The following is a 25,039-nucleotide window of genomic DNA, read 5'->3' on the forward strand; positions in this document are numbered from 1 at the left end:
TTACAAAGTTGTTAAGGAAGGTTGAATCGCCCCTGGTTCCGGTAGACAGGCGTGAACCTGGGCTTTTGCCGATTTTTGTTGTATGTCGAACGTCAGTTAGTGGCCGCTCTCTGCCGGGCGCGACAGGCGAGAGCCGGCCAAGAACAGACGGTAACGGCCGACCGCTATAGATCAACCTAATACTGGACTCCAGCAGTGTCGAGAAGCCGTATCGGTTTTGAGTTGATTGTTAAAGCTCATCTAACGCAGACCTAATAGCGGAAGAGAAACGGGCCATAGCGTTCTTATCCGTTGTCAACGCATCTCTCAATCCGCGGGAAATTTTTAGCTGAAGGCCTTGCCCTTTGGTCCCACGATTACAAATGTTATTTTTGTCGCGCCCTTGAAGACTCGTATCGTTATGTTGACTTGCAGTGAAACCTGCAGCTTTAAGATGGCAGATCAGTGACGCACAAAGCTGGTCTGCCAAGCCTCCGACATTAACGAAATGTTTATTCCCATTTTGGCCATGAAAGGTCACAACCAACTGAGCCGACTGGGCAACATCGATTCCTTGTGGCTCGTCAAAGCGTGAACTTGTGATATGCAGGTGTCGATTGCTGCTCGACTTGCAACCTTCAAACAAATAATACGTGAGATCTTCCCCGGCGACGCTCCTGCATATCTCCGATGTTCCAAGCTCGATCTTTCCGGCGTGAGGAGCAATTAAAGCTACTGCACTGCCTTTCGGCCTCACCACGATGCGATAAGCGCCATCAGGTTCAGATGTTGAGAGGTCTGCAAAAGTGACGTACTTGTCGGACATGAGCTCGGATACCTGAATGGGCAAAGATCGATTCATCAGTCTAACCACTATCTAGCTTTCTACCCAGTCGCCTCTAGTTTCTGAACACATCGAACGTCTGCTTCTGGCCGATTGCTGCCTGTCGAGAAGGGCTGCAATGCGCAATTCTCTGCCGATCACGGTTACGAAGCATGACGGTCAAATCCCATGCAACCGGTGGTCAGATGCGATGCAAATTATTGGTCAGGTCGAATGCAAACAGGTGGTCAAGTGGAGTGCAATTCCGCACTCAAACGAAGGCCCTACACCAACCGCTCAATCTTCTGATGCTGCCAGACCATTTTGTAATACAGCGTCTGAAACATCAGCATGCCCAGATAGGCCACCGGAAACGCCATCCACACACCTTGCAGCCCAAAGCGCGCATCCAGCAGATACGCCACCGGCAACTGCACCCCGACCACGCAAACGATCGTAACCACCACTGGCACCAACACCGTGCCGCTGGCGCGCATGATGCCGCCGACAATCGCCTGAAAGCCAAACACCAGCAGACTCCAGAGCATGATGTGCAACAGGTGTTCGGCCATCGCCCGGGTGGAATCATCCGTGAGGAACAACCCCAGCAACCAGTGCGACAGCAGATAACCCAACACCACCAAACCACCGGTCAGGCACACGTTGATCAACAGCCCCGTGCGCAAAATCGGCCCCATGCGCTCGATGCGCCCGGCCCCGATTGCCTGTGCGCCGAGGATCGACGCCGTGATCGCAATCGACAGCGCCGGGAACTGCACGTAATTGACGATCTGCGTCACCGCCCCGTACGCCGCTGTCGCCTGAGAACCGTGCTGATTCACCAGCGCCAGAATCACCAGCTCCGACAACGACAGCACCACCATCTGCAACCCGGTCGGCAGCCCGATGCGCAACACCTTGCCGAGGATGTCCATGTCCAGCCGCATCGAGGCAAACATCTCCCGATCCGGCGCCAACGGATGCCCCTTGCGAATCAACCGCCACGCCAGCCACACCATCGCCGCCAAGTTACCCGCCAACCCCGCCCACGCCGCACTCTGAATCCCCATCGGCGGCAACCCCAACCACCCGAGAATCAACGCCGGCGTCAGCGCCAGCCCGACACACGTCGACACCACCAGCGCCAACAACGGCGACACCGTATCGCTCACCCCACGCAGCAACTGCGTAAACAACACAAACACCAACAGCGACGGCAAGATCCACATCATCACATGCGCATACGCCACCGCATCGTCCAGCACATCCACCGGCGTGCCCAAACCCTGCAACGCCGGCCGGGCAAACACACTGCCCAACACCGCCGCCACCAACCCGATCATCGCCCCCAACAGCAACGTCGAACCGGCAATGGCCTTCACCAAATGCAACTCCCGAGCGCCCCAGGCTTGGCCGATCAACACCCCAGCGCCAGCGCCAAGGCCGATGACCAGGGCGATGAAGAAGAACACCACGGGGAACATGCCTGATACCGCCGCGAGGGATTGGGTGCCGAGCATTTGGCCGATGTAGATGCTGTTGATGGTGCCCGACATGGATTGGAGGAAATTGGAGAGGACCATGGGGGCGAGGAACAGGAGGTAGGTTTGCCAGAGGGGGTGTTGGGTGGTGGGGGTTTGCATTGAGGTTCCGTCTCGGGTGGGGGCTGGCGTTTGGGAAATTCTACGCTACGGGACTGGGAACGATGCGCTCCTATTTTGCGAATTAGGGGAGCGTGAGTAATGGCTGCTTTCTGCAAGCAGCGGCCAACGGAACAGCAAGTGTTCGGGAAGGCGTTTTTACACACTCTGGGCCAGAAGCGGCCATCCCTTCCCCTCTTCCCAGGTAGGGAGCACAGCCTGGACAAAGCTGCTACCTACCATACACTTGGCAAACAAGCGCAGTTTTTGTTTCCCGGCTAGATAACCCAGGTCAGGCCTATGAACCCTCGCTATCATGAAATACACCGGGCCGAGATCAAAAGACAGCTGTATCGCCACGCCGATCAACAGTGGGACGCTCTCTTTGGGCTATTCATCGCAAGCATTATCTTTGCTGGCTTTGGGGTTAAGCTCTGCTTTGCGCCTATATCAGGCAGCTGGATTATAGGGTTCGTGTTCTTTTCCTTGAGTGCACTTTTTTTCGCCTTCTATCGGTGGACGCTTCGTATGCTGAGCACGCGAGGAACAGACAGCGGATGGCTTAATACACCTGATCAACTAATCTGCGTAGCACTTATATGTCTGGCTATATTTTTATCTAACTCCAACCAAGTGGTATTGTTTTTTTTCTTTCTTTGCGCAGGTGCATACGGTAATTGGCGTCTAAGGCAGAACCTGCGAATTCATTTGATGCGTTACTATTTTCGCGAAGCGCGCGAGTACATTCGAGAGATAGAACGTTACAGCCCTCGCCCTAAACGCCCGACCAAGTTGAAAGCGCCACAATAGGAAAAAGATACTTTGAGTCGCAAGCTGCCCTTCTTGATCGTAAGCGGATGGCGATCACACCTTTACATCATACTCACGTCAATTCGATTTCTAACCGGAGTGGCTAGGTCGAGGGAGCAGTGCGATCATTCGATCAAAGGCGGCCACCCCATATCTTCCATCAGTGCGGCTCAAGGTTGGTACTTCTGAAGGAAAGCCAAATTGCACTCGATTGGGAAGCACTTCATTCATAGCTGAATACCAGGTCAGCAGAGAATCTTGGAGGCGGACATGTAGCTCAAACTTGCTCCGTCGGCGAGTGGTGTCTGCCTTAGCCCGCTCGCGCGCGAGTTGAGGGGCAATACGGCCAATAATGTAACCGTCGGCAAAGCCAATTCGTCCCTGTGCGACAGTTTCTCTTGTGGCTTCCAACTCCACTCGCCAATCATGTTCACTAGCCTCGCCGATCTGCCAAAGGCTCCAAATGTAGTGGAGCTTGAGAGGGTCACTGTCACACAAAGCCCATGTGGAAATTCCTTCCATCGCCTGCGCTGCTTGCCAGCGATCCACATTTCGTTCTGCCCAAAAAGCTGCGGCTCCCGCTGGATCTTTTATTCGGTCTGGCTCATTGTTAAAGCGGCCGTGTTCAGGAATGACATGTTTCCCACCATGATTAGTGCACCAAGTGGTTTTCCCACTGGCGCTGATACCTTCAACAACCAAAATCATAGTTATGACTACTCCCTTGAGTCATCATTGTGAATCGAAAACCATGGGTCTTATGTGGCTTCTATGGGATTCCACCGATGCGGTAGCAGCTTCTCGACCTCACTGGCCCGCTGCGTCGGCAGCCGCGTCAGCACATCTTTGAGATAGGCATACGGATCATGCCCATTCATGCGCGCCGACTGAATCAAACTCATGATCGCAGCCGCCCGCTTGGGTGCACGTTTCGGCGATTGCCGTGGCTCGGCCTGTGACGAAGCGGGAAGAAGCTGTTTTAGCTCTGCCTCGATAGCTTCAAGGTCTGTATCGAGCAGGTCATCCAGCAAGCTGCCTTGCGCCGGGCTGATTTGCTCGCTGCGCTTGGCATACTTGTGGCGTTTGAGCAGGGCGATTTCGTACGTGAGCTGTTCGATGATGGTTTCATCGTTCTGGATCTTCCGGCTCATCGCCTCAACCTGGGACTGCAACTGCAACGCCTGTGCCGCCAAGGCACGAAGTTGTTCCGGGGTCATCTGGTCTAGGTTGGGCGAGAAAGTCATGCCGCCGATTGTGCCAGAGCAGACCCGAAACGACGACAAGCAGACCGGCCAAATGGCCGGCGGTTACAGCATGCTGATCACACCACCTGCGCCGACTCGCTGCCATGGCAAGCCCAGTACCAACGCCTGGAGTTGTTCACTGTCGAGTTCGACCTCGCAACCATGGCGAATATCGGGCCAGTGAAACTTGCCTTGATTCAGTCGCCGCGCGGCAAGCCAGACGCCCACGCCGTCGTGCACCAACACTTTCATCCGGTTAGCCCGGCGATTGGCGAACAGATAAGCGCAGTGCGGCTTCGCCGCACCGAACACCGCGATCACTCGGGCCAATGCCGTTTCGGTGCCGGCGCGCATGTCCATCGGCTCGGTGGCCAGCCACATTGCATCGATGCGGATCATTGAGCGACAGCCCGGATAAATTGCGCGCAGCCCTCGGGGTCTGAGGTTGGCCATTTCACTGTGATCACTTGGTCGGCCATGGGCAACTCGATGATCACTGACGCTTCGGCTGGCCGTTTAGGTGCGGCTTTTAGCGGGACGAATGCGGGTAGTGATGTCGCTGGGGGCTGATTTCGATAGAGCGGCATCCATTTGCGGATGACGTTGGCATTGATGCCGTGGCTGATGGCGACACTGGAAATGGATGCGCCAGGTTGCAGGCATTCCTGAACAACCTGGGCTTTGAACGGTTTCGGATAAGAGCTTCGTTGGTGCATGGAAATCCTGGCGATAAGGGCGATCGCGTCCGCTTAAAAATACGCGGACACCATCGCCCTTAAGGCTGGAGTTCGGAAGGTGAGTTCGCCGGACGCTTACTCTTGATCGGCAGAAACGGCTACCAACACTAGCAATGACCCAGAAACGTTTCGATGGCTCACTCAGCGCAGAGGGGATCTGCTTAAAGTTTTCCGCAGGTAGCTTGCTGACGAAGGGCACAAATGCTTGAACTGAGCTGTCTGGGTAATTGCGACAGGCGCTTTACCCCTATCAAGCAGTTCGTACCCGTTGGCCGTGAAAAAATTAACAGCGCTTTGGGTCAACAAATGCAGTCGGGCTGCGCCTCGGGAGACCGCGTATTGCTCCAGTTCCGACAATACCGCTGTACCCAGTCCCGCTCCACGATGCTCCTCGCAAACGACCATAGAGCGCAGCAGGAGATCGGGGCCACTACCCTCTAACCCTCCATAAGCAACCAATTTCCCATCCACGTCGAATCGGTAGAACTGCCGCCCGGGATCGCTCACATCATCGTAGGGCAATCCAGCTTGACTCAAAGACGCACGGAGCTGATTCAAACCGCTCGCTCCTACTTTAATCATCTGCATCATCAGTGCTTTTATAGGCTCTCTGACACTCAATGCTAGCAGGCTCAATCCTTATCAGCGATCAATCGACAACGGCACTTGAATTCGTCTGCTTTGGGTCGTCGATTGCAGCCCTTCGTGACAGGCAGCAATCGGTCCAGGCTGTGTGAAAACGTCTTGGAGTCGTTTTGACGGTCAGAACCGAAGCGAAATTTCAGGTCTGCTGATTAACCAAGCATTCGCAGATTTTACGTAGCAACGCAGACTTCAAAAAGGTGCATGCATTTTCACACAGCCTGTGAGTGGCGCCCGTTTTTGTATCCGCGCACTAGACCTTCTCACGCTGATTGTCTACGCCAAGTACCGGGTGATGTGCCGAACTGGCGTTTGAATGCGCGACTGAACGCGGCTTCGGATTCATAGCCAACTGCAAAACCAATTTGCGCAACATTACCGCGACCTTCGCGCAACTGTTGAGCCGCCACGTGCATACGCCAGAGCGTCAGGTATTGCATCGGAGGCTGTCCGACCAATGCCGTGAATCGCTCCGCGAATACCGAGCGCGACATGCCCACTTCAAGCGCCAGGGCTTCTGCAGTCCAGCCCTCGGTTGGACGGGCATGGAGCAGCGCCAGTGCGCGCCCGATATGCGGATCTCGCAAACCCGCCAGCCACCCGCGCCGCTCAGGGGGGAGGCTCGCGACGTACTGGCTGACGGCTTCGACGAATAGCAATTCGGAGAGCTTGGCGATGACCGTTGTCGAGCCGAGGCGCCCCGCCGCAATCTCACTGACAGCGAACCGGAATGAGCTTTCAATCCAGGCTCCCGAAGCCGTCGCGCGCAAGTCTAGTTTCAATAAGGATGGCAGCGATGAAAGCAACGGACTGAAGGGGGTTTCAGAGCCGAGGAATCCGCACAATAGTTGCGTGACCTCGCCGCCCCCGCCGTACTTGATTCGTGAAATAGCGCCGACTTCCGGCGGCTGAATAACTTCGCCCGCTGGCATGGGCGCAATGCTTAGATCGCTGCCAAAAGAATGAGCATCATTGTGAGGAAGCAGAACGAGTTCGCCTGCCCGCACGTCGATGGCGGCACCACCGTCGACTTGTAATTGCATATGCCCTGCGGCGACAAAATGCGACGCAATGATATGTCGAGGTGCCGCCAGGAACGGTTTGCAATCGTCCGCAGAGATTCTTCCCTTGATGCACCAGGGCGCAGTGAATTCCGCCTCGAGAAAAACCCCTCCTGACAGCCGAATCACCCGCAACACATCAGAAAACGCATCCAACAATTGCCAGCCCTCCTTTCCGGAGTCCAGAGCATGTAATCAGGCGCACTGGTCATTCATCGCCTGAACTGCGAGGCCTAGATTAGCACCAACGCGGACTCCGTGATCGAGACGATCCCCAGACGCTTCACCGATGGTCATTGGCTCCGACGTTAACCGTAATTGCCCCATTCCAACTCGACCAGGCAAGCAGGAGATCGATATGAACACCGTTGCTACCATGCCCAGCTCAGATTCGGGCAACGCCGACCGTTATGCTCAACTTGTCAGATCATCGATGAAAGCGGAATGGCAGATCGATCGTGATTTGCTACAGGATCGGAGTTTCGACTTCTCGCGCAAATTCTTGCCCGACGGACTGTCGCGGATCGACCGCCTGACCTTTCTCGACGCGGATGAGGCGCGCCTGCTCAGTCAGATTCAGGGCCGAACCTATGCGTATATCTTTGGCTTGGTCGAGCGTTTTATCAGCGCCAAAATGCTCGATCAAGGTCGAGCCCATGTCTTTGACGATCAGCTCGCACTCGAAGCGCTGGTGCGTTTTTCTAACGATGAGATCAAGCACCAGGAGCTGTTCCGGCGCATGGAGACGATGATTAGTTCGCACTTGCCAGCGGGGTATCGTCAAGTTGCCGATCCAAACGATGTGGCGCGCTCGGTACTTGCGGCCAGCACCTGGTCGGTGCTGGCGCTGACCTGTCATATCGAGCTGTTTGTTCAGGCGCACTACGCGCAAAGCATCGCCCCGCGTGAGGAGTTGTGCCCACTGTTCAAGGATGTTTTCAAATTCCACTGGAAGGATGAAAGCCGGCACGTCGTTCTCGATGAACTGGAGTGGAAGGCGGAGCACGCGAAACTCTCGCCAGCCGAGCGCGACCAGGCAGTGAACGATCTGATTGCGCTGGTGGCGGCCGTCGATGCAATCCTGCAGGCACAATCGGCATCCGATGCCGACTACTTTATTCGCAATGTCTCAAGATCATTCAGTGTCGATGAGACAGCGCAAATCAAAGCTTCCGTGCTGAGCGCCTACCGCTGGCAATACATTATCTCGGGCGTGGAGCATCCACACTTTGGCCGACTGCTTACGCGCATGACAACACCTGCACAGATGTCCACGATTCAGATCGCGCTGGCGCCAATCATGAGCAATTGATCGACAGGGAGCGGCCGACCGTGCGTCGGCCGCGCGGCTGTGGGATGACGTGTTGAAAACGATTTATCGAGGCTGGCAGCCATGACAATACCGATGTGGATGTTGCTTGGATTTGCGACCTGGACTTTGCTGCTGTTGATGGCAACTGTCGGGGTGTATCGCTGGGTCAGAATCTTGTTCTCGAATGTTCCGATTGCCTCTTTCCGATGCGATCAGCTCGAAGGCGAGGATTGGTATCGGCGTGGGATAAGAGCACACGCGAACTGTGTGGAAAACCTGCCGGTCTTTGGCGCCATTGTGTGGGTGATTTCAACTCTGGGTGTCGACGACCCTGCTGTGAGCTACTTGTCCGTAATCGTCCTGATCGCTCGCGTGTGCCAGTCTGTGGTTCATGTATCCCATGTGCAAACCAATACGTTCGTGGCGGTTCGGTTTGCCTTCTTTTTCGTTCAGTTGGTCTGTTTTCTCGCGCTCATTGTTATAGCCGCTAGTTATGGCGTATGAATCTCTAAAAATAGAGGGATGAATCCAGGTCTGGTGCTTAGGAAAATCGAGAGTCACTTAATCTGATTCGATGGATAAAGACCGGCAAGCCGCGCTATCACAACACCCACGTAAAAGACGCCTGAAAATTCTTCAACCATCACTAAGTCCACCTTCGATACTTTCTATGGAAATGGCTTCAAGCAGCACCTGCTCCAGGATGACAAAAAAACATTTGATGTGAGCCTGTTTCAATGCCTGCGGCCGGGTCACCAGATAGACCTCCATATCTGGAAGCTGGATCTGCGGGAACACCCCGATCAGATCCTTCGCCAGAATACGGGGCAGCACTGCCACGCCCATACCTCGCCTCACCGATTCGAGCTGAGCCGCGAACGAGTTCACGCTGATCTGCGTGTGTTCCAGACCCGCGGCCTTTGCCACACACAGTTGCGGCAACATATCCAGCGGAGGAAGCAAGGCAATATTGACCGCAGTGGTCGGAGTCACCCCTGGAAACCGCTTCAGATAACTTGCATCGGCGAAGACACCATAAGCGAGCCTGCCTATGGGGCGATAAATCAGCGACGGCTCGCCCAGATGAGCTGTGCGTACGGCAATGTCTGCGGCGCCGCGGACGATCTTGTGAAAGTCGGCTGTTATCAGCAACTCCACCGAGCATCGCGGGTGCGCGGAGGTGAGGCGACTCGCTGCCTCCAGCACGCAAGACGAGAACCCCTCCCCTGCGCTGACCACGACAGTGCCAGATAACTCTGTGTGTGGCTCGGACATGCCCGTAACGGTTTGACGCCTCAGGCCCGCTTCCGCAGCCAGGGCAACGTCCACGAGGGATTGGCCTCGCGGGGTCAACCAGCATCCTTCAACGCCCCGCTCCACGAGTGGCTCGCCCAGCGCCCTTTCAAGTTGGGTCAGCCGTCGCGACACAGTAGACGCAGCGATCCCCAGCAATTGGCCGGCCTGAAGAAAGCTGCCACGTCGCGAGACTGCCAACAGCAGGCGAAGATCGTCCCAGTTTGCTTGCAAAGCCATGCTTCATATCTTCCCTGATTTGCAAATGTGCAAAGCCATTATGCAGCAGTCGCTGTTTTTCGGCAGAGGCGTCAACGGTATATCTACGCGCCCCGAAAAGAATGGAATGGACTGTATGACTACTGGCCCCAACGACTATGCGGAACGAGCCGCCAGCGCCTTTAATCGCCGTGATCTGGAGGCGATGCTTGCGCTGGTTTCCGAAGACTTCATCTACTTCGATGGCACGGGGATGCAAACCGGTCGCGAATCCATGCGCAAACGAGAAATCGCATTACTCGAAGCCTTCCCCGATGCCCAGCTGACCTTCAGCCCATTTGCCGTCAGTGACGATCGTTTGGCACTGACCGCCTTCCTGACCGGCACCTTCACCACACCATTAGTGATGCCGGACCGGGTGATTCCACCCCATGGACGCCACATTGCCGTGTACTACGCCGCCCACTTCACCTTCAAAGACGGGTTGGCCATACGTGAAGAAGCGTTTTTTGACAGTGCGGTATTGATGCCGTTAGCCGATCAGAGTGAGGGTTGAACTATGCACAGCACATTCGTCACTGGCGCGACCGGTTTGTTGGGCAATAACCTGGTGCGTGAACTGGCCGCTCGTGGTTGCGCGGTCAAAGCCCTGGTTCGTTCAAGAGCCAAAGGTGAACAACAGTTCAAGCATTTGCAGGGTGTGGAGCTGGTCGTTGGGGACATGGCCGATGTCGACGCGTTCGCAACGTCGTTGCAAGGCTGCGATACGGTGTTTCACACCGCCGCGTTCTTTCGCGACAACTACAAGGGCGGCAGCCACTGGAAGGAACTCGAAAAGATTAACGTGGAGGGTACGCGACGCCTGCTTGCCCAGGCCTACAACGCCGGTATCCGACGTTTCATCCATACCTCTTCCATCGCCGTGCTCGACGGTGCACCCGGCACGTCAATCGATGAAACTTGCCTGCGGGTCGACGCCGACGCGGATGACTACTACCGTAGCAAGATCCTCGCCGACCGTGTCGTCTTGTCGTTCCTGGAACGCCATCCCGAGATGCATGCCTGCATGGTCCTGCCTGGCTGGATGTGGGGCCCTGCCGATATTGGCCCGACCTCCTCCGGACAACTGGTTAACGATGTCGTGCGCGGCAAATTGCCCGGACTGATCCCCGGCAGCTTCTCTGTTGTCGATGCCCGCGATGTGGCATTGGCGCAGATTGCCGCAGCCAGACATGGACGGCGCGGTGAGCGCTATCTCGCGGCGGGTCGGCATATGACCATGCGTGAGCTGGTGCCTGTTCTGGGACGCATAGCTGGCGTCAAGACACCCGCTCGACAACTACCACTGCCCTTTCTATACGCCTTGGCGGCGGTGCAGGAGATCTATGCGCGTATTACCGGCAAGCCCATTCTGCTGAGCATGGCCACGTTGCGCCTATTGGTACGAGAGAAGGACCGCACCTGTTTCAACCACAGCAAGAGTGAACAACAGCTTGGCCTGAGTTTCCGGGCGCTGGAGCTGACACTCACTGACACCGTGGCGTGGTACCGCGATCACGGTTGGTTTGAAAATCGCAGTGCGCCTCCGTCGCCGGAAAAACGCACATCCGTCATGGCCGACGACTGACTTTCGCAGATAAGATTACCGTCGAGCTCCACATTCACCGCATACCAGGACAAGGACGTAAACATACTGTGAGCAGGAAAATAATCCTGATGCGGCACGGCCAACCAAAGTTGGTCGCAACCGACAAAATGTCAGCGCTCGAGATGAAAGACTGGATCGAACACTACAACCGGTCCGAAATCACCAGCCAGCCCGTCCCGGATGCCAGCATGCAGCTCGCCGCAACCGCCACGGTGATTGTCTCAAGCAACTCGCCCCGTGCGCTGACTTCCGTCCAGGCTCTTGGTCTGAAACCCGCCCTCGTCGACGCACTTTTCTGTGAAGCGCAACTGCCTTATGGTCACTGGAAACTGCCACGGCTATCGCCGTTTACCTGGGCATTTATCCTTCGAGTCTTATGGTTGTGCGGTTACTCACGCAGCGTCGAATCCATCGCCACTGCGAGGATGCGCGCCAGCACGGCGGCTCAACGACTTCAGTCCCTTGCCAGCGAAGGACCGGTTCTGCTGCTCGGTCATGGCTTTATGAATCGGATGATCGCCAAACAACTGGTGGCAGATGGATGGACTCGGCAAAAACGTAATGGCAGCCAGTATTGGAGTGCGACGGTGTATCAATATGGCGGTGTTTGAGAGGTGCCTATCACCTCGACGTACGTTTTTACACACTCTGGGCCATAGGCGGACCTCAACGATCAATACAAGAAGTAGCCGTCACGCAGGTCACGCCCCTCTTGCCAACAAGGGTACCGTACAGATACTGTCAACTTTATGAATCAGCCACGCATTACCTCGACCACCACTACCACGACCGCCCAGGGCGGGTCGTGAGAGGTGTCGTGAGCCAATAACGCACGAACTTCAAAAGGCCCGCCAGCGATGGACAGGGCCTTTTCTTTTGCCCTTGTGTCGCTGGCCCAAATGCAAGGAAAGCACTATGTATGCACTGTTAATTCTCGATATGCAGGTTGGATTGTTTCATGGCCCGGATAAACCATGGGCTGGCGAAGCGCTGCTAAACAATTTGAATAGTCTGTTGAGCAAAGCCCGGAGGGCAGGCGCGCCAATTTTTCTTGCTCGCCACGTAGGTCCGCCTGGCTCGCCTATTGAACCTGGAAGCCCGATGACAGAACTGGTGCAGGAACTGCTGCTACAAGGCGACGAAGTAATCTTCGAAAAAAGCCGACCCAACGCTTTCGCCATGACGGACCTCGCCGATCAGCTAAAAGCTTGTGGATCTCAAGGCGTGGTTATTGCCGGAATGAAGACCCAGTATTGTGTCGACAGCACCTGCCGCGCCGCACGAGATCTTGGGTTCGATGCAGTGCTGATCGCCGATGCTCATACCTGCACCGACACCCCTGCATTGAAGGCCGAAAATATCGTCGCTCATCACAATGCAACCCTGGCGGGCCCATTCTGTCGTGTCGTTCACGCTGAGGAATGGCGTTTCTAACCAGCAAAAATACGCGTCGACGGTTCAACTCGTTCGCTTCGCTCACCCTGCCCTCAAGTGAATGCCTAACCCGCTAATACCTCTTCCGAAGTCCCACGATTTTTTCAGCAAATGGAGTCATTTACATGGAAGTCATCAATCAATTACAACCCGCAGAGTGTGAAGGCATGGAGGACATCCGACGCGAAATCGATGCCCTTGATCACGCCGTTATCAAGCTGTTGGGAAAGCGTTTTCAGTACGTGCTGGCTGCCTCGAAGTTCAAGACCTCGGCGACTTCGGTGCGTGCTCCGGAGCGTTTCAAGGCGATGTTGGCGACACGTCGCGAGTGGGCCGAGACCGAGGGCTTGAGCCCGGATGCCATCGAGAAGATGTACAGCGACCTGGTGAACCACTTCATTGCCGAAGAGATGAAACACTGGGCGGCTCATCAATCCGAAAACTGATCCATTGCGCAACGACCAAGTAGTTCTACCAGAAAGGGAAGCGACCTTATGAGCCCCGTCAGAATTCGTACCCTACAAAGTACTGACGCTGAGGCGTTGTTGGCATTTGAAATGGACAATCGCGAGTGGTTTGAGCGTTTCATTGACGCGCGCGATGCTGCTTTTTACACGATGCAGGGCGTCACCGACCACATCGCGGCTTATTTATCTGGTTTTACCGCCGGAACCTGGCACCCATTTGTCCTCGAAGAGGCTGGCGGAACTATTGTTGGACGCGCGAACCTGAAAGGCATCGACATGTCCGAGCGGTCGGCAGAAGTTGGCTATCGGATTGCTCAAAGCGCTTGCGGACGGGGACTGGCAACGCTGGCGGTGAGGCATTTGATTCAGGAGGCGCAGTTGCATTGGAACCTTAAACAACTGGTTGCCAACGTATACGCTGGCAATATTGGTTCGGCAAAAGTACTGGAACGGTGTGGCTTTTTGATCGAACCTCTATCCCGGCAAGAAACGACAGCGCATGAATATCGGTTTGATCTTTCGATTTAGATGATTGAAAAACGGGCGCCTTGTCAGGTGTCCGTTTTTTTTACAGTTGGTCATCGCAGTTCTGACGACGAACCCGGCTGATAGACAGAGGTCAAAGCAGGTGATGACGTCGCCAATGATCAAAGAGCTCATTCAAGGGCGAAGTCAGTAGCTCACATATTTTAGGGTGCGCCGGATAGTTTCAGCAGGCTCGGATTGTTCCGAGGGGCAAGTGCTGACTGCTGCTCATATCCAATGCTCCCGTATCGGAGTACTAACATGACTCAGTCAATGCGGTTCTTCCTATCGATCGTCCTTGCGACACTGGCATCGGCCAGCTTCTTGAACACTGCTAGCGCGGCAACCGCCGAGGATCTGGATGTCGACTCTCGGCAAGCGTTGCAAACTCTGTACAAGTCCACACCATTTGCTGAAAGCATTTCGCACAACGCCAAAGCGATTCTTGTCTTCCCGAAGATCATCAAGGCGGGCCTTGTGTTTGGCGGCAGCTATGGCGAAGGCGTATTGTTGAAGGACAAGAAAGTAGAGAATTATTACAACTCCGTAACCGGGTCCTGGGGGCTGCAAGCAGGTGCCCAGTCGTATGGCTATGCGGTTTTCCTGATGACCGACAAAGCCGTGGACTACATACGCAAATCCAAGGGTTGGGAAGTCGGCGTAGGACCCACCGTTGTAATGGTTGATGAAGGGGTGGCGAAGAATCTGTCCAGCACGACCGTGAAGGACGATGCCTACGCGTTCATTTTCGACCAGCAGGGGTTGATGGCCGGGATCAGCATCGAAGGAACCAAGATTTCGCTGATCAAGCGCTAACACCGGTTGTTTGGCGCAGGGATGCGCCAATCCATAAATGCGCCCGCTTGAAGCCATGTGGGGTCCAGTAGCTGATTCAAGCGACCGGCCCAGCCAACGACCTACACCAGCACGGTTAACCAGGCCGATACCAGCAGCAAACAAGCCAGTGCAGTGTTCATACGCTTGAATGCCTGCGGCGAACCAAAAGCCCGGGCACTGCCCACGCCGAGCAACGCCCACAGGGTCATGCGCGGCGCACCCCCGGTATCGGCGTCCTGGGACAGCTCAATCCAGTTGCGTCTATCCACGGAAGACTCCATTGGTTCAGCGTTTATCTGTGCGGACGACTAAATTACCGCGCAATGGAAATGACGTTTAGAAGATTTGTGCAGGCTCCTCGGCAAATGCATCCTTGATGAATGCCTCCAGCTCTTTCTCTTCAAGCAGCTCAATAGAAAAATGCCCAAAGCGTTTCGGTAACCAAATTATGCGTGTCCCACTTGGCGATTGCAGATTATCGCGGGACAGAGGTTTTCCGTTCTCATTTTCCGGCTGGACTCCTGCATCGATCAATTCGTCGTATGCTGCCTCAATGTCTGGTGTGGAATAGCAGTGACGATAGATCGTGCCTTCGCCGTTGGAGTCCATCAGCGCCTTGAGATTTCCGGTAAACGGTTGCACTAACATAAGGCGCTCCGTTCCAAACATGACGATCGCATAGCGCACATGCAAACCGTCGCGCTGCCAATCAAGTGTCTTTGAGATCCTGGCGCTGAAGACTCGGGCGTAATACCTGCACGCTTCTTCAAGGTCTTCGACGAGAACATCCACATGGCTGAACTTTAATTCCAATGGCCTCACCCTTTTCAGACATACGATTGGTTTGCTGTCAGTCCGGGTATTCTGATTCGCTAACCTTTGCGATAGCTACTGATGTCTGCATTCGGTCGATTCTGTTGAAAAAGTCGGTCCTTCCGGACTGCTCGCATACTGACTGCTGAAAAAAGCCTTCTTGCGCACAGCTACGCGAAATCTGAGCCCGGAATCCTCTACTCAAAGTAAAGATTTCAATCTCAAGCGTGTACTTTTCTACCATGGAAACCATGGCCGACTTTTTCAACAGAATCGGCCAAAAACGGTCATTCAGTTCAAGGTGCCTTGCAGTCCAGCCGACTAAAGCGTCACCGCATGCTTTCGACCAAGGCTGTCGCCAAAACCACGGATCACATCCAACAACGACTTCACCCGCAGCGGCAGATTCCCGGCCGGGTACACCGCGTGCATCTGCGGGCTTTCACCGCCGCTGGAGGTGAGTTTGTACTCGGGACAGACCCGCAGCAGACGCCCCGCTTCCACTTCGGGCTCCGCCATCCAGTCCGCCAGGCGGGCGATCCCGACGCCCGCCAGCGCCGCCTGGAACACTGCCGAACCGGAGCTGAAACGAAACTTTGGATGAACCCGAAAGCTGATGGCCTGCTCCTCGCTGCGAAAATTCCACTCCTTGAGAATCCGCGGCGCCGTATGCAGGATCAGCGAGTGCGCCTCCAGCGCCTCGATGGAGTCGGGCATCCCGCGCCGCTCCAGATACCCGGGGCTGGCATACAGGTAGCGTGAATAATTCCAGAGCGGATAGCCGATCAGGTCACTGGATTGCGCAAACGCGCCGCGAATCGAGAAGTCCAGCTTGCTCTTGGCCGGGTCGATGAGCTCATCAGTGAAAATCACATCGACGTTCACGTCTGGATAACGCTCGCTGTACTGCGCGATCAACCGGGGCAATACCCCGTGGCCGAGAAACTCGGGGGCGGAAAAGCGGATCCAGCCATAGGCCAGGCCGCTGAGGCCGGCCAGGTCTTCATCCGCCTCACGTTGCAGATCCAGCATTTTGTAAGCGTGAGGCATCAAGCGCTCACCCGCTTCGGTCAAGCTCACGGCATTGGACGAGCGATTGAACAACTTGACCCCGACACTTTCCTCCAGAGCTTGAACGGCGCGGGTCAGCGCGCTGGGGGAGCGTCCCAGAGTACGTGCCGCCGCGACGAAACTGCGCTTGCGAGCCACCGTCGCGAAGGCTTCTAGTTCCCCCAACATATTCAATGCCATTGACCACCTCATTGCACTTTTCACAACGTGGCATTGCAACACAAAAAAGGCCCTTCCGTTAACCTTCCCGTTCCACCCACACGGATGTAGGCAACAGGAGCAAAAAATGACCGAACAAGCAGAAGCAAAAACCATCGGCGTCACCCCCTGTATTTACTGCTCAGAAAACCCGCTGTTCCATGTCAGCGCCGGCGTGCCCGTCAACGAAGCATTGGAAACGGCTTCTGATCTGCTGTTCCTAGCCAAGGCATTTGCAGAAGACGCAGCTTTCGCAAGAGATACCGACCGACATGCATGGGCCACGCATTATTTAACGGCAATGGGTAAGGCGGTGATTGATGATGTGGTGAAGTCGGTTATACCGAGACCTGCTCGGACGAAGGATGAAGCCGAGATTTAACACCAATTAACCCTGATATGAGCCCTGCGTTTTCGGGGGATCCAGATCGCCATGGGGGTCACTCCCCATGGTGCCAGTGCGGCCAAACCCAAAATGGGGGGCTAGACATTGACTATGACCCTGCCGCCGTACAGAAAGCAGCACAAGCGAAAGCCAAACACAAAAAGCAGCGTAGGACTGTTTAATTAGCCGAGCAGGACATGTCGAAGCTGGATGGAATAGTCGGGAAATCCGCCGCGGGTATCGGTGAGGAAGTTCGTGAATGGCTAGGAAAAAACAGCGACTTTGACCCGACAGGAAATACCGCAAATTCATGTGTGGGCCGCTCTGTACATGGTAGGCGCACAAGTGTCTGATCCGTTGAGCATTCTCACCGAAGAGTTTTCTGCAAAGCTGGCGGCCTTCAATGCCCTGACTCGCGACATGCGTGAGGCGGGAGTTGCAATCAAGGCGTTGGTACTCGCCGATAACAAAATTTTCGTCAATCAGCAAAGCGTCGAGCTGCTATCGCGGCAGTTTGGGCACGAGCTTCGCGCAATGCGCTGCAGCGCCGATGGGCGCTTTGCCCGAAATATGGCAACGATCCGTGGCGTTGGCGTGGTCTGGTTCACTTTGATTAAGGAGCAGAACGATTGATCCAACCTCTCGACTACTCAATTGAGGCTTTACGGGAGTATGAGCAACCGACCATGACTTGGGCCGATGCTTTTAAACACATAGAAGTCGCTGCCCCCTCCTTCATCGTCAGAGCCTGATTTCATGGTCGATATTGTCATCCTTTGCGTGTTCGCCTTCGCCGCCGGCCTGATCGATGCGGCGGTGGGCGGCGGCGGACTGATCCAGATACCCGCGCTGTTCAACGTGCTGCCCACGGCACAACCGGCGGCGCTGCTCGGTACCAATAAAGTCGCGGCAGCCTGCGGCACCGCCTTCGCGGCCCGGTCCTTCGTGCGCAAAGTGGTGATCAACTGGGGCTTGGTGATCCCCGCCGCCTGTGCGGCCTTTGTCATGGCCTTCTTCGGAGCGGCCACGGTGTCGTTCGTACCCCAGTCGATGATCCGGCCGGCGGTGCTGGTGTTGATCGTGCTGATGGCGATCTACACCTTCTGGAAAAAGGACTTCGGCGCCCTGCACAAACCCATGCACATCGGTACCAGGGAAAAACTGCTGGCGATCGTCATCGGCGGTGCCATCGGCTTCTACGACGGACTGTTCGGTCCCGGCACTGGCAGCTTCCTGATCTTCCTGTTTATCCGCTGCTTCGCCTTCGACTTCCTTCATGCCTCGGCGTCGGCCAAGCTGGTGAACATCGCGACCAACGTAGCGGCGCTGATATTCTTCATCCCGACGGGTAACGTGCTCTACCTGATCGCAATCCCCATGGCGGCATTCAACATCCTGGGCGCGCTGACCGGCACCTGGCTGGCGGTTCATAAAGGCGTGCCTTTTGTCCGGGCTCTGTTCCTGGTGTTGCTGGTGATTCTGATCAGCAAACTGTCCTACGACCTGTTCCTGTAAACCTGAGGAAAATCACATGCATCCCATGTTCGATCGCCTAGTGGCGCTACTCGATGCCCGCGCAGCCTCTTACCGGGTATTGATGCACGATGCCGAGGGCCAGTCGGCGCGGGTCGCCGAAATCCGTGGCACCGAGCCCGGCCAAGGTGCGAAGGCCATGCTCTGCTCGCTCAAGGGTCAGGCCGAACCGTATGCTCTGGTGATTCTGCCAGGAGACCAGAAGCTCGACATGAAGAAGGTCGGTGCGGCCCTCGGCGGGAAAAAAGCCGAACTGGTGAAGGCCGAAACCGCCATGGAACTGACCGGGTGCCGGATCGGCGCCATCCCTCCTTTCGTCTTCGATGAGCGGATTCAATTGATCGTTGATCCGGCCCTGACCACCGGCTACAGCGAAATCGCCTTCAATGCTGGTCGGCTGGATGCGTCGATGGTGCTCGATACGCAGGATTATCTGGCGATTGCCAAGCCTCGGTTGCTGGATATCAGCCAGGCCTGAGCACACCGCTACCGCGTGGGGAGAATGCCGCTCAAGCAAGGGGGCGCTCATGGCGCCGGCGTGCCTCGGTGTGGACGCGCCACTTGCCCACTACGTTTCAACCATTGCTGGCATCGATAGTCACCATCACGTCAATGAAGTTCTCATAAAAAATCCTCGGCGTAACATCCGCTCCATACCCAACCAATAACACCCCGGAGCACACCATCATGAAACGCCAAATCATCCTCAGTATCGCTTTCTCGGTTTTTGCAGTTAACGCTTTTGCCGCGTCTTCTACTCACCCGGTTGTCGCTGAAGGCGGCTCGGATCGTCTGATCGAAAGTCGCGTCGCTGAAGGTGGTTCGGATCGTCTGATCGAGAACCGCGTCGCTGAAGGTGGTTCGGATCGTTTGATCGAGAACCGCGTTGCTGAAGGTGGTTCGGATCGTCTGATCGAGAATCGCGTCGCTGAAGGTGGTTCGGACCGTCTGATCGAAAACCGCGTCGCTGAAGGTGGTTCGGATCGTCTGATCGAGAACCGCGTCGCTGAAGGTGGTTCGGATCGTCTGATCGAGAATCGCGTTGCTGAAGGTGGTTCGGATCGTTTGATCGAGAACCGCGTCGCTGAAGGTGGTTCGGATCGTCTGATCGAGAACCGCGTTGCTGAAGGTGGTTCGGATCGTCTGATTCAGAATCGTGCGGCATGAATGAGTGGTTTTATCGCAACACTCAACCAAAAAACCCGGCCTCATCAGCCGGGTTTTTTCATGCGTTTTTAGTGCTCGACGGGATCATTAAAGATGGTCAGCGCTGGTACTCGAGCATGCCCAGAGATGACATCTATACGAAAGCCCAGGTGCCGCTCCGCGCTGGCCAGAAACAGTTGGGCATTATCGGCTTCGAGGCCTCGCCACTGAATCATCAAGAACGACCGTCCGTAACTCTGCCCCGGTAGCCTCGAACCCTTCGCTATTCTTAACCACACACCACCGCTGGCACGGCTGAACGCCCGGCTTGCGGCATCATCGTCAGGAGTAAGGATCCGGGTAAGGAGCACGCCACCTCAACAGAGTATCGAATAATGAAAATGCTACTGATGGTCGAGTTTCCCCACGAGCCTTTCAACGCGCTTGTCAGGTCGGGGAAGGTCGGCGAAGTCATGAACCGCGTTCTGGAAACCATTAAGCCGGAGTCGGCTTATTTCACTGAGCAGGATGGAATGCGAAGTGGGATTTTTCTGATTGATATAGAAGACCCTTCCGAAATACCCGGCTATGCGGAACCCTTCTTTCTCAACTTCCAGGCCAACTGCAAATTCCGAGTAGTCATGAGCCCGCTGGAACTGCAAAACGCGGGTCTGGAGGAGCTCGGAAAAGCCTGGGGGTGAGGTGCGATCAATGAGAGGGAAACCTGTGGCGAGCGAGCTTGCGCCCGCTTGAGTGCATAACGCGCTCACAAAAATCGGCAGTTGCTGTCGGATTTTTTGGGGCCGCTACGCAGCCCGGCGCGAGCAAGCTCGCTCGCCCCAAACTCGCTCGCCACAAAGGCAGAGCCTGTCGCTTACTGAGCGGTTTTCAGCTTGATCACATCACCGGAGATTGTGGTGGTGTAACCGGTCAGAGCCCAAGCCCAGAACCAGTTTTCCTGCACTTGGGTGTTGATCATCGCGTCGCCGCCACGGGCCTTGATCGCGGCGTTCTGAGCGCGAATGAAACGGTTGTTCTGCTGGATCGGGATGAGGCCAAACAGCAGGAGGCCAGTGGCGGTCGCTTGACTGTGGCCGACAACGGTGTACTGGTTGCTGTCGTACTGCTGAGTCTTCATCGGGGTGCCGGTGCAACCCGCCAGAACCAGACCGAACAGGGCTACGGCAACAACTTTGCTGAGGTAATTCACTGAGTCACTCCATTAGAAATACCCGGGATCCGTCTCTCGGGCGGCGCATACTTTAACGGATGAAGTGGCTCATTGATATCACTTACACAGACTTTATGCGGTATCCAAAAACGGGTTGATAAGACACCGATTACTGCGGCTGAAATGTCTGAAGGTAGGCCAACAGGTTTTCGATCTTCTGCGGATCGCTCAGGCCCCAGAAAATCATTCGGGTTCCGGGGACTACTTCTTTTGGCGCTTCGATGTAGGCGGTAAGTGTTTCGCGAGTCCAGATGAGGCCTGATGATTTCATCGCGGTTGAGTACTGGTAGTCCGTCGTGCTTCCCGCAGGACGTCCGAAGATGGCATTGAGTTGCGGACCAAAAGAACCCCGTGCCGAAGTCCCTACTTGATGACAGCCGCCGCAGATACGGTTAAATAGTTTCTGACCGGCTTCAGCATCCCCCGCCGCTTCGGCTTGCATGCTGAATAACCCGGTATTGAGCATCAAGGCGAAGGTAAGGACGGCGGCGTTTTTCATGTGGTGCTCCAAATCAGCTGTTGCTGACAACAAAAACGGGCGGCTATTTCATCATGACTGGCTGCTACACCGAAGCCTTGAAGTTAATCTATAACCCTCTTCGTCCCTTTAACGTCGTTGCAGGAGAGCCAGAATGAAACCCGTCGAACCCTTTTATCGGGACGCTGGCGTAGGCCCGGGCGTTGTCTGCTTTCACGCCAATGCGAGTCACTCGGTGCAATGGCGTGGACTGCAAGATCACCTGGCCGCAAAGTTTCGGGTTCTGGCGCTCGATTCGTTTGGCGCCGGCAAGAGCCCGGCGTGGCCCACCGATCGAATCGTCACCCTCAGTGAAGAAGCTCGCTTCGCCGAACCGGTACTCGCCCGTGCCGGCGAACCGCTCATTCTGATCGGTCATTCTTATGGTGGCGCGGTGGCGTTGATCGCGGCGTTGCAGAACCCCGGCCGGGTGCGCGCCCTGGCTTTGTATGAGCCCACCTTGTTTGCCCTGCTCGAGGCTGAATCGCCGCCACCCAACGAGGCGGATGCCATTCGTGAAGTCGTCGCAAACGCCGGGCTGGCAGTTGAGGCGGGTAACCTGGACGCAGCGGCCCGGCACTTCATTGATTACTGGATGGGTGCCGGGGCCTGGGAGCAAACCCCGGAACAACGCAAGCCTTCCATCGCCGCCGCGGTGGCCAATGTGCAGGGCTGGGCTCACGCGCTGTTGAACGAGCCGACGCCATTACAGGCGTTCCGCTCGCTCAACCTGCCCGTGCTTTTCATGGTCGGCAAGGATTCGCCTGCATCCTCACGGGCAGTGGCGCGGCTGCTGACCGGCGCACTGCCGAACGTTGAAGTGGTGGAACTCGAGGGGCTCGGTCATATGGGGCCGATTACGCATCCTGAGGTCGTCAATCAGGTCATCGTGCAGTTTATTGAGCGCATTTGACCTGACGTCACACCGCTACAACGCAGGACGTTGCAGTTTGACCCACTCCTGCACCGTAGGCCGCTGCCATTGACGCTGCGCGTATTCCACCAACGCGGATGGCACGACGTCGCCGTTGAGTATCAGGCGGTTGAGCATCAAGGCCAGATCCACATCGGCGATCGACCATTGCCCGAACAAATACTCGCGACCGTCAGCCAGTAGCGCTTGTGCGGCATCGATCAGCTTGCGCGTGGCCGATTCGGCAGCGGGCGACAAGGGCGCTGATTTGAGGCCATAAAACACCACCAGTGTGGAACGTTCCTGCCGGATGGGCAGCAGGTCACTGCGCAGCCACGCCTGGATTTGTCGTGCCCTCGCGCGCTGCCTCAGTTCTTGCGGGTAAACCGGCGCCTGAGGAAAAACGTCTTCCAGGTATTCAATGATCGCCGATGATTCAGACAAGGCAAAATCGCCATGCACCAGCGTCGGTACACGCTGGGTCAGCGAGAGGCTGGCATAGTTTTCTGCCTGGTTCTCGAACGCGTCGAGGTCCAGCGGGCTCAATTCGAATTCGATGCCCTTTTCGCGAAGTGCCACGAAAACCGACATGGCATAGGGGCTGGTGAATTGAGCATCAACGTACAGGCGCAGGCGGGAATCATTCACGAGGACATCTCCATAGGGTGAGCAGACACGCTACGAGATCCAATGCCATAAAGAAAATGCATGATTTTTATGGGGGCATTCCTGAGCGGAATATCTGGTTGGCGGGCAGCCGCTGAAATACTGCCCCGGCGCATGAATGATCCAATTGCGCTTTTCACATGAAAAAAGTCATTTGTGCACCTATCTCGCTCGCATTCCCCGCCCTAAAGTGCACCTATCTACTCAACCCTCGGCATCCTTATGAATCTCTGGTTTCGACTGTTCCTGATGCTGTTTCGTCGTCCATGGCGCAAGCCGGTTGATGGACTGGCCACTACCGTCATCCGCATGCGCGTCTGGCCGCTCGATCTTGACCTCAACCGGCACGTCACCAATGGCCGTTATTTCACTATGGCCGACATAGGCCGCATGGACTTCGTCCTGCGCAGCGGAGCCTACCGCGTAGCCCTGCGTCACAGGGCGGTGCCGATCGTTGGGGATACCTGGGGCAAGTTTCGGCGGGAGCTGAAGCTGTTCGAATCGTTTGAGATTCATACCCGCATACTCGGCTGGGACGATAAGTGGAGCTTTATGGAACACCGCTTCGTGAGCAAAGGACGGGTAGTTGGCGTCGTCATCATGCGGGGCCTGTTCCGCGCGGCCAAAGGCACGGTCGCACCTGCCGAGTTTGTCCGGGAGCTGGGATTGGCTGAACAGTCACCCGAGATGTCGCCGTGGCTGACTACCTGGTCGCAAAGCTGCGACGATATGAGCCGCCAGCTCCGAGAGGAAGAAGGCCTGGCGCCTCAGCTTCATCCTGTCTCCGAACCCTAACAGGCGGCCAAATAGAAGCTAATATTCCTCTGAATCCCCCTGCCAAGGACTGCAACCATGAGCCGGCTCGAGCTACTGACCAAATGGAATCGCATGATCGTTCGGTTGCAGATTGAACACGAAATCAGTGCCCGGGATTTCGAGAAATTCAGCTGGAAACTGGGTATCCCCTGCGTGGTGCTGTCGGCGATCGTCAGCGCCAGCGTCTTTGGCTCAATCAGTGACTCCTCGCCCGTATGGCTCCAATACGTAGCCGGCGTCCTGTCACTCCTGACCCTGGTGTTGAGTTCGGTTCAGACCTTCCTGAACTTTGATACCCGGGCTGCCGGGCACAAAGACACCGCCGAGAAACTCGGGGCGATATCGCGTGAGATTCAGGACGAAATCGCCAGCGGCAAAGACGAAGCGATCCTGGGCCCAATCGTTTTGGACATCCGCAAGCGCATTGATTCGATTCTGCTTGATGCGCCGACCTTGCCCAAGTCGACGATAAGGAGACTGGGGGATGTTCGCGTCTACACAGAGCCACCGCCAGCGGGGCAAGACACCGTCCCGGCTTGATCAACGGCCAGACTTGGCCCGCAGCATCGTGAAAGGAGGCGTTTGCAATGCAACTCATCACGTTGAAAATCGACAAGCCGCAAGAGACGAACTTCATTTTGGGCCAGACGCATTTCATCAAGTCCGTCGAGGATATTCATGAAGCGTTGGTCAGCGCCGTGCCAGGTATTCAGTTCGGCGTGGCCTTTTGTGAAGCCTCCGGCAAATGCCTGGTGCGATGGTCCGGCACCGATACCGCCATGATCGAACTTGCGCAGAAAAACGCGCAAGCCATTGCCGCGGGCCATAGCTTCATCATTTTCCTGGGCGACGGTTTCTATCCGCTGAACGTATTGAACACCGTCAAAATGGTGCCAGAGGTGTGCCGTATTTTTTGTGCAACGGCCAATCCGACTGAAGTGATTGTTGCTGAGACGGAACAGGGGCGAGCGATTCTGGGCGTGGTGGATGGCTTTTGTGCCAAAGACATTGAAGGTGATGAAGACATTCTGTGGCGCAAGAATCTGTTGCGGCAGATCGGCTACAAGTTGTGATTCGAT

At 55.8% G+C, this 25,039-nt stretch carries 34 protein-coding genes and 2 pseudogenes; 20 read left to right on the forward strand and 16 right to left on the reverse strand.

Features of this window, described 5'->3' with window-relative positions:
- Nucleotides 1-229: 229 nt before the first annotated feature.
- From AC1RQB_RS00660 to AC1RQB_RS00695, 8 genes are all read right to left on the reverse strand, one after another.
- Nucleotides 230-805 (reverse strand): poly-gamma-glutamate hydrolase family protein, encoded by a 576-nt coding sequence (locus tag AC1RQB_RS00660; RefSeq protein WP_081235305.1) that lies wholly within the window; start codon nucleotides 803-805, stop codon nucleotides 230-232.
- A gap of 281 nt (nucleotides 806-1,086) precedes the next feature.
- The gene (locus AC1RQB_RS00665) at nucleotides 1,087-2,445 is read right to left on the reverse strand and encodes an MATE family efflux transporter (protein WP_063343164.1); all 1,359 of its coding nucleotides are present in this window, start codon (nucleotides 2,443-2,445) and stop codon (nucleotides 1,087-1,089) included.
- A gap of 897 nt (nucleotides 2,446-3,342) precedes the next feature.
- Complete coding sequence (locus tag AC1RQB_RS00670; RefSeq protein WP_081235304.1) at nucleotides 3,343-3,960, reverse strand: hypothetical protein; 618 nt, start codon at nucleotides 3,958-3,960, stop codon at nucleotides 3,343-3,345.
- A 50-nt stretch (nucleotides 3,961-4,010) separates the two neighbouring features.
- Nucleotides 4,011-4,496 carry a transposase domain-containing protein gene (locus AC1RQB_RS00675; protein WP_081235303.1) on the reverse strand — a complete coding sequence of 162 codons (486 nt, stop codon included), beginning with the start codon at nucleotides 4,494-4,496 and terminating at the stop codon, nucleotides 4,011-4,013.
- Between the two features lie 63 nt (nucleotides 4,497-4,559).
- Nucleotides 4,560-4,895 carry an IS66 family insertion sequence element accessory protein TnpB gene (gene tnpB, locus AC1RQB_RS00680; RefSeq protein WP_063343161.1) on the reverse strand — a complete coding sequence of 112 codons (336 nt, stop codon included), beginning with the start codon at nucleotides 4,893-4,895 and terminating at the stop codon, nucleotides 4,560-4,562.
- Nucleotides 4,892-5,212 (reverse strand): IS66-like element accessory protein TnpA, encoded by a 321-nt coding sequence (gene tnpA / locus AC1RQB_RS00685; RefSeq protein ID WP_063343160.1) that lies wholly within the window; start codon nucleotides 5,210-5,212, stop codon nucleotides 4,892-4,894. The genes tnpB and tnpA overlap by 4 nt, the downstream gene beginning before the upstream one ends.
- 162 nt (nucleotides 5,213-5,374) lie before the next feature.
- Nucleotides 5,375-5,824, reverse strand: a complete 450-nt coding sequence (gene arsN2 / locus AC1RQB_RS00690) for an arsenic resistance N-acetyltransferase ArsN2 (protein ID WP_238543592.1) — start codon at nucleotides 5,822-5,824, stop codon at nucleotides 5,375-5,377.
- Nucleotides 5,825-6,138: 314 nt separating this feature from the next.
- The gene (locus AC1RQB_RS00695; protein WP_063343159.1) at nucleotides 6,139-7,095 is read right to left on the reverse strand and encodes an AraC family transcriptional regulator; all 957 of its coding nucleotides are present in this window, start codon (nucleotides 7,093-7,095) and stop codon (nucleotides 6,139-6,141) included.
- 199 nt (nucleotides 7,096-7,294) lie between these two features.
- Here AC1RQB_RS00695 and AC1RQB_RS00700 point away from each other — a divergent pair, with 199 nt between their 5' ends.
- The gene (locus AC1RQB_RS00700; RefSeq protein WP_063343158.1) at nucleotides 7,295-8,248 is read left to right on the forward strand and encodes a diiron oxygenase; all 954 of its coding nucleotides are present in this window, start codon (nucleotides 7,295-7,297) and stop codon (nucleotides 8,246-8,248) included.
- 81 nt (nucleotides 8,249-8,329) lie between these two features.
- Nucleotides 8,330-8,752, forward strand: coding sequence for an MAPEG family protein (locus tag AC1RQB_RS00705; RefSeq protein ID WP_063343157.1), 423 nt, complete (start codon nucleotides 8,330-8,332; stop codon nucleotides 8,750-8,752).
- Nucleotides 8,753-8,805: 53 nt separating this feature from the next.
- On the opposite strand, the pseudogene AC1RQB_RS00710 reads toward AC1RQB_RS00705, so the two are convergent.
- Both AC1RQB_RS00710 and AC1RQB_RS00715 read right to left on the reverse strand, forming a co-directional pair.
- Nucleotides 8,806-8,898 (reverse strand): annotated as a pseudogene (locus tag AC1RQB_RS00710) (two pore domain potassium channel family protein); the annotation flags it as partial.
- A complete protein-coding gene (locus AC1RQB_RS00715) occupies nucleotides 8,885-9,781 on the reverse strand; it encodes a LysR family transcriptional regulator (protein WP_063343156.1) in 897 nt (298 codons plus the stop codon). The gene AC1RQB_RS00715 and the pseudogene AC1RQB_RS00710, both read right to left, overlap by 14 nt.
- A gap of 115 nt (nucleotides 9,782-9,896) precedes the next feature.
- On the opposite strand from AC1RQB_RS00715, the gene AC1RQB_RS00720 reads away from it, so the two are divergent.
- The 7 genes from AC1RQB_RS00720 to AC1RQB_RS00750 all read left to right on the forward strand — a co-directional run bounded on the left by AC1RQB_RS00720 (nucleotide 9,897) and on the right by AC1RQB_RS00750 (nucleotide 14,650).
- The gene (locus tag AC1RQB_RS00720; RefSeq protein WP_063343155.1) at nucleotides 9,897-10,316 is read left to right on the forward strand and encodes an ester cyclase; all 420 of its coding nucleotides are present in this window, start codon (nucleotides 9,897-9,899) and stop codon (nucleotides 10,314-10,316) included.
- Between the two features lie 3 nt (nucleotides 10,317-10,319).
- Nucleotides 10,320-11,387: an SDR family oxidoreductase gene (locus AC1RQB_RS00725; protein WP_063343154.1), complete on the forward strand. Its 1,068-nt coding sequence runs from the start codon at nucleotides 10,320-10,322 to the stop codon at nucleotides 11,385-11,387.
- A gap of 89 nt (nucleotides 11,388-11,476) precedes the next feature.
- Complete coding sequence (locus tag AC1RQB_RS00730; protein WP_063343153.1) at nucleotides 11,477-12,019, forward strand: histidine phosphatase family protein; 543 nt, start codon at nucleotides 11,477-11,479, stop codon at nucleotides 12,017-12,019.
- A 304-nt stretch (nucleotides 12,020-12,323) separates the two neighbouring features.
- Complete coding sequence (locus tag AC1RQB_RS00735; protein ID WP_063343152.1) at nucleotides 12,324-12,842, forward strand: cysteine hydrolase family protein; 519 nt, start codon at nucleotides 12,324-12,326, stop codon at nucleotides 12,840-12,842.
- Nucleotides 12,843-12,967: 125 nt separating this feature from the next.
- Nucleotides 12,968-13,288 (forward strand): isochorismate lyase, encoded by a 321-nt coding sequence (locus tag AC1RQB_RS00740; protein ID WP_063343151.1) that lies wholly within the window; start codon nucleotides 12,968-12,970, stop codon nucleotides 13,286-13,288.
- A 48-nt stretch (nucleotides 13,289-13,336) separates the two neighbouring features.
- Nucleotides 13,337-13,837, forward strand: coding sequence for a GNAT family N-acetyltransferase (locus AC1RQB_RS00745; RefSeq protein ID WP_063343150.1), 501 nt, complete (start codon nucleotides 13,337-13,339; stop codon nucleotides 13,835-13,837).
- A 258-nt stretch (nucleotides 13,838-14,095) separates the two neighbouring features.
- Entirely contained in the window at nucleotides 14,096-14,650 is a 555-nt protein-coding gene (locus AC1RQB_RS00750; protein ID WP_008074049.1) for a lipid-binding SYLF domain-containing protein, read from the forward strand.
- 101 nt (nucleotides 14,651-14,751) lie between these two features.
- Here the strand turns inward: AC1RQB_RS00750 and AC1RQB_RS00755 are convergent.
- From AC1RQB_RS00755 to AC1RQB_RS00765, 3 genes and pseudogenes are all read right to left on the reverse strand, one after another.
- Nucleotides 14,752-14,886 (reverse strand): annotated as a pseudogene (locus AC1RQB_RS00755) (LysE family translocator); the annotation flags it as partial.
- A 121-nt stretch (nucleotides 14,887-15,007) separates the two neighbouring features.
- Complete coding sequence (locus AC1RQB_RS00760; RefSeq protein WP_063343148.1) at nucleotides 15,008-15,484, reverse strand: VOC family protein; 477 nt, start codon at nucleotides 15,482-15,484, stop codon at nucleotides 15,008-15,010.
- A gap of 321 nt (nucleotides 15,485-15,805) precedes the next feature.
- Nucleotides 15,806-16,735: a LysR family transcriptional regulator gene (locus AC1RQB_RS00765; RefSeq protein WP_063343146.1), complete on the reverse strand. Its 930-nt coding sequence runs from the start codon at nucleotides 16,733-16,735 to the stop codon at nucleotides 15,806-15,808.
- 106 nt (nucleotides 16,736-16,841) lie between these two features.
- Between AC1RQB_RS00765 and AC1RQB_RS00770 the strand changes: the two genes are divergently transcribed.
- From AC1RQB_RS00770 to AC1RQB_RS00800, 7 genes are all read left to right on the forward strand, one after another.
- The gene (locus AC1RQB_RS00770; RefSeq protein ID WP_063343145.1) at nucleotides 16,842-17,135 is read left to right on the forward strand and encodes a DUF3077 domain-containing protein; all 294 of its coding nucleotides are present in this window, start codon (nucleotides 16,842-16,844) and stop codon (nucleotides 17,133-17,135) included.
- A gap of 348 nt (nucleotides 17,136-17,483) precedes the next feature.
- Nucleotides 17,484-17,771, forward strand: a complete 288-nt coding sequence (locus AC1RQB_RS00775; protein ID WP_241824480.1) for a hypothetical protein — start codon at nucleotides 17,484-17,486, stop codon at nucleotides 17,769-17,771.
- Between the two features lie 123 nt (nucleotides 17,772-17,894).
- Nucleotides 17,895-18,653 carry a sulfite exporter TauE/SafE family protein gene (locus AC1RQB_RS00780; RefSeq protein WP_008074054.1) on the forward strand — a complete coding sequence of 253 codons (759 nt, stop codon included), beginning with the start codon at nucleotides 17,895-17,897 and terminating at the stop codon, nucleotides 18,651-18,653.
- A 16-nt stretch (nucleotides 18,654-18,669) separates the two neighbouring features.
- A complete protein-coding gene (locus AC1RQB_RS00785; protein WP_008074055.1) occupies nucleotides 18,670-19,149 on the forward strand; it encodes a YbaK/prolyl-tRNA synthetase associated domain-containing protein in 480 nt (159 codons plus the stop codon).
- Nucleotides 19,150-19,358: 209 nt separating this feature from the next.
- Entirely contained in the window at nucleotides 19,359-19,838 is a 480-nt protein-coding gene (locus AC1RQB_RS00790; RefSeq protein ID WP_063343143.1) for a hypothetical protein, read from the forward strand.
- Nucleotides 19,835-20,086 carry a hypothetical protein gene (locus tag AC1RQB_RS00795; RefSeq protein WP_063343142.1) on the forward strand — a complete coding sequence of 84 codons (252 nt, stop codon included), beginning with the start codon at nucleotides 19,835-19,837 and terminating at the stop codon, nucleotides 20,084-20,086. The genes AC1RQB_RS00790 and AC1RQB_RS00795 overlap by 4 nt, the downstream gene beginning before the upstream one ends.
- Nucleotides 20,087-20,212: 126 nt before the next feature.
- Nucleotides 20,213-20,518 (forward strand): hypothetical protein, encoded by a 306-nt coding sequence (locus AC1RQB_RS00800; protein ID WP_063343141.1) that lies wholly within the window; start codon nucleotides 20,213-20,215, stop codon nucleotides 20,516-20,518.
- Between the two features lie 173 nt (nucleotides 20,519-20,691).
- On the opposite strand, the gene AC1RQB_RS00805 is transcribed toward AC1RQB_RS00800, so the two are convergent.
- Together AC1RQB_RS00805 and AC1RQB_RS00810 are read right to left on the reverse strand one after the other, a co-directional pair.
- On the reverse strand, nucleotides 20,692-21,027 hold the full coding sequence (locus tag AC1RQB_RS00805) for a hypothetical protein (protein ID WP_008075098.1): 336 nt from the start codon (nucleotides 21,025-21,027) through the stop codon (nucleotides 20,692-20,694).
- Between the two features lie 130 nt (nucleotides 21,028-21,157).
- Complete coding sequence (locus AC1RQB_RS00810; protein ID WP_008075099.1) at nucleotides 21,158-21,547, reverse strand: c-type cytochrome; 390 nt, start codon at nucleotides 21,545-21,547, stop codon at nucleotides 21,158-21,160.
- A 133-nt stretch (nucleotides 21,548-21,680) separates the two neighbouring features.
- Between AC1RQB_RS00810 and AC1RQB_RS00815 the strand changes: the two genes are divergently transcribed.
- A complete protein-coding gene (locus AC1RQB_RS00815; RefSeq protein WP_063343140.1) occupies nucleotides 21,681-22,478 on the forward strand; it encodes an alpha/beta fold hydrolase in 798 nt (265 codons plus the stop codon).
- A gap of 15 nt (nucleotides 22,479-22,493) precedes the next feature.
- Here AC1RQB_RS00815 and yfcF read toward each other — a convergent pair whose 3' ends face one another.
- The gene (yfcF, locus tag AC1RQB_RS00820) at nucleotides 22,494-23,126 is read right to left on the reverse strand and encodes a glutathione transferase (protein ID WP_063343139.1); all 633 of its coding nucleotides are present in this window, start codon (nucleotides 23,124-23,126) and stop codon (nucleotides 22,494-22,496) included.
- Between the two features lie 240 nt (nucleotides 23,127-23,366).
- Between yfcF and AC1RQB_RS00825 the strand changes: the two genes are divergently transcribed.
- Genes AC1RQB_RS00825 through AC1RQB_RS00835 form a run of 3 tightly spaced genes read left to right on the forward strand, consistent with a single transcriptional unit; the run spans nucleotide 23,367 to nucleotide 25,033 of the window.
- Nucleotides 23,367-23,939 carry a thioesterase family protein gene (locus tag AC1RQB_RS00825; RefSeq protein ID WP_008075105.1) on the forward strand — a complete coding sequence of 191 codons (573 nt, stop codon included), beginning with the start codon at nucleotides 23,367-23,369 and terminating at the stop codon, nucleotides 23,937-23,939.
- Between the two features lie 57 nt (nucleotides 23,940-23,996).
- Nucleotides 23,997-24,500, forward strand: coding sequence for an SLATT domain-containing protein (locus AC1RQB_RS00830; RefSeq protein ID WP_008075107.1), 504 nt, complete (start codon nucleotides 23,997-23,999; stop codon nucleotides 24,498-24,500).
- Nucleotides 24,501-24,547: 47 nt separating this feature from the next.
- The gene (locus tag AC1RQB_RS00835) at nucleotides 24,548-25,033 is read left to right on the forward strand and encodes an adenosine-specific kinase (protein ID WP_063343138.1); all 486 of its coding nucleotides are present in this window, start codon (nucleotides 24,548-24,550) and stop codon (nucleotides 25,031-25,033) included.
- The last annotated feature ends 6 nt before the right edge of the window (nucleotides 25,034-25,039 follow it).

The organism is Pseudomonas sp. GW822-FHT02E03, assembly GCF_058802325.1.

What these genes read in the sequence shown, in the direction of transcription:
- AC1RQB_RS00660 (WP_081235305.1), bottom strand. Translation starts at nt 805, where the DNA reads ATGTCCGACAAGTACGTCACTTTTGCAGACCTCTCAACATCTGAACCT.
- AC1RQB_RS00665 (WP_063343164.1), bottom strand. Translation starts at nt 2,445, where the DNA reads ATGCAAACCCCCACCACCCAACACCCCCTCTGGCAAACCTACCTCCTG.
- AC1RQB_RS00670 (WP_081235304.1), bottom strand. Translation starts at nt 3,960, where the DNA reads ATGATTTTGGTTGTTGAAGGTATCAGCGCCAGTGGGAAAACCACTTGG.
- AC1RQB_RS00675 (WP_081235303.1), bottom strand. Translation starts at nt 4,496, where the DNA reads ATGACTTTCTCGCCCAACCTAGACCAGATGACCCCGGAACAACTTCGT.
- tnpB (WP_063343161.1), bottom strand. Translation starts at nt 4,895, where the DNA reads ATGATCCGCATCGATGCAATGTGGCTGGCCACCGAGCCGATGGACATG.
- tnpA (WP_063343160.1), bottom strand. Translation starts at nt 5,212, where the DNA reads ATGCACCAACGAAGCTCTTATCCGAAACCGTTCAAAGCCCAGGTTGTT.
- arsN2 (WP_238543592.1), bottom strand. Translation starts at nt 5,824, where the DNA reads ATGATGCAGATGATTAAAGTAGGAGCGAGCGGTTTGAATCAGCTCCGT.
- AC1RQB_RS00700 (WP_063343158.1), top strand. Translation starts at nt 7,295, where the DNA reads ATGAACACCGTTGCTACCATGCCCAGCTCAGATTCGGGCAACGCCGAC.
- AC1RQB_RS00705 (WP_063343157.1), top strand. Translation starts at nt 8,330, where the DNA reads ATGACAATACCGATGTGGATGTTGCTTGGATTTGCGACCTGGACTTTG.
- AC1RQB_RS00715 (WP_063343156.1), bottom strand. Translation starts at nt 9,781, where the DNA reads ATGGCTTTGCAAGCAAACTGGGACGATCTTCGCCTGCTGTTGGCAGTC.
- AC1RQB_RS00720 (WP_063343155.1), top strand. Translation starts at nt 9,897, where the DNA reads ATGACTACTGGCCCCAACGACTATGCGGAACGAGCCGCCAGCGCCTTT.
- AC1RQB_RS00725 (WP_063343154.1), top strand. Translation starts at nt 10,320, where the DNA reads ATGCACAGCACATTCGTCACTGGCGCGACCGGTTTGTTGGGCAATAAC.
- AC1RQB_RS00730 (WP_063343153.1), top strand. Translation starts at nt 11,477, where the DNA reads ATGCGGCACGGCCAACCAAAGTTGGTCGCAACCGACAAAATGTCAGCG.
- AC1RQB_RS00735 (WP_063343152.1), top strand. Translation starts at nt 12,324, where the DNA reads ATGTATGCACTGTTAATTCTCGATATGCAGGTTGGATTGTTTCATGGC.
- AC1RQB_RS00740 (WP_063343151.1), top strand. Translation starts at nt 12,968, where the DNA reads ATGGAAGTCATCAATCAATTACAACCCGCAGAGTGTGAAGGCATGGAG.
- AC1RQB_RS00745 (WP_063343150.1), top strand. Translation starts at nt 13,337, where the DNA reads ATGAGCCCCGTCAGAATTCGTACCCTACAAAGTACTGACGCTGAGGCG.
- AC1RQB_RS00750 (WP_008074049.1), top strand. Translation starts at nt 14,096, where the DNA reads ATGACTCAGTCAATGCGGTTCTTCCTATCGATCGTCCTTGCGACACTG.
- AC1RQB_RS00765 (WP_063343146.1), bottom strand. Translation starts at nt 16,735, where the DNA reads ATGGCATTGAATATGTTGGGGGAACTAGAAGCCTTCGCGACGGTGGCT.
- AC1RQB_RS00770 (WP_063343145.1), top strand. Translation starts at nt 16,842, where the DNA reads ATGACCGAACAAGCAGAAGCAAAAACCATCGGCGTCACCCCCTGTATT.
- AC1RQB_RS00780 (WP_008074054.1), top strand. Translation starts at nt 17,895, where the DNA reads ATGGTCGATATTGTCATCCTTTGCGTGTTCGCCTTCGCCGCCGGCCTG.
- AC1RQB_RS00785 (WP_008074055.1), top strand. Translation starts at nt 18,670, where the DNA reads ATGCATCCCATGTTCGATCGCCTAGTGGCGCTACTCGATGCCCGCGCA.
- AC1RQB_RS00790 (WP_063343143.1), top strand. Translation starts at nt 19,359, where the DNA reads ATGAAACGCCAAATCATCCTCAGTATCGCTTTCTCGGTTTTTGCAGTT.
- AC1RQB_RS00795 (WP_063343142.1), top strand. Translation starts at nt 19,835, where the DNA reads ATGAATGAGTGGTTTTATCGCAACACTCAACCAAAAAACCCGGCCTCA.
- AC1RQB_RS00800 (WP_063343141.1), top strand. Translation starts at nt 20,213, where the DNA reads ATGAAAATGCTACTGATGGTCGAGTTTCCCCACGAGCCTTTCAACGCG.
- AC1RQB_RS00810 (WP_008075099.1), bottom strand. Translation starts at nt 21,547, where the DNA reads ATGAAAAACGCCGCCGTCCTTACCTTCGCCTTGATGCTCAATACCGGG.
- AC1RQB_RS00815 (WP_063343140.1), top strand. Translation starts at nt 21,681, where the DNA reads ATGAAACCCGTCGAACCCTTTTATCGGGACGCTGGCGTAGGCCCGGGC.
- AC1RQB_RS00825 (WP_008075105.1), top strand. Translation starts at nt 23,367, where the DNA reads ATGAATCTCTGGTTTCGACTGTTCCTGATGCTGTTTCGTCGTCCATGG.
- AC1RQB_RS00830 (WP_008075107.1), top strand. Translation starts at nt 23,997, where the DNA reads ATGAGCCGGCTCGAGCTACTGACCAAATGGAATCGCATGATCGTTCGG.
- AC1RQB_RS00835 (WP_063343138.1), top strand. Translation starts at nt 24,548, where the DNA reads ATGCAACTCATCACGTTGAAAATCGACAAGCCGCAAGAGACGAACTTC.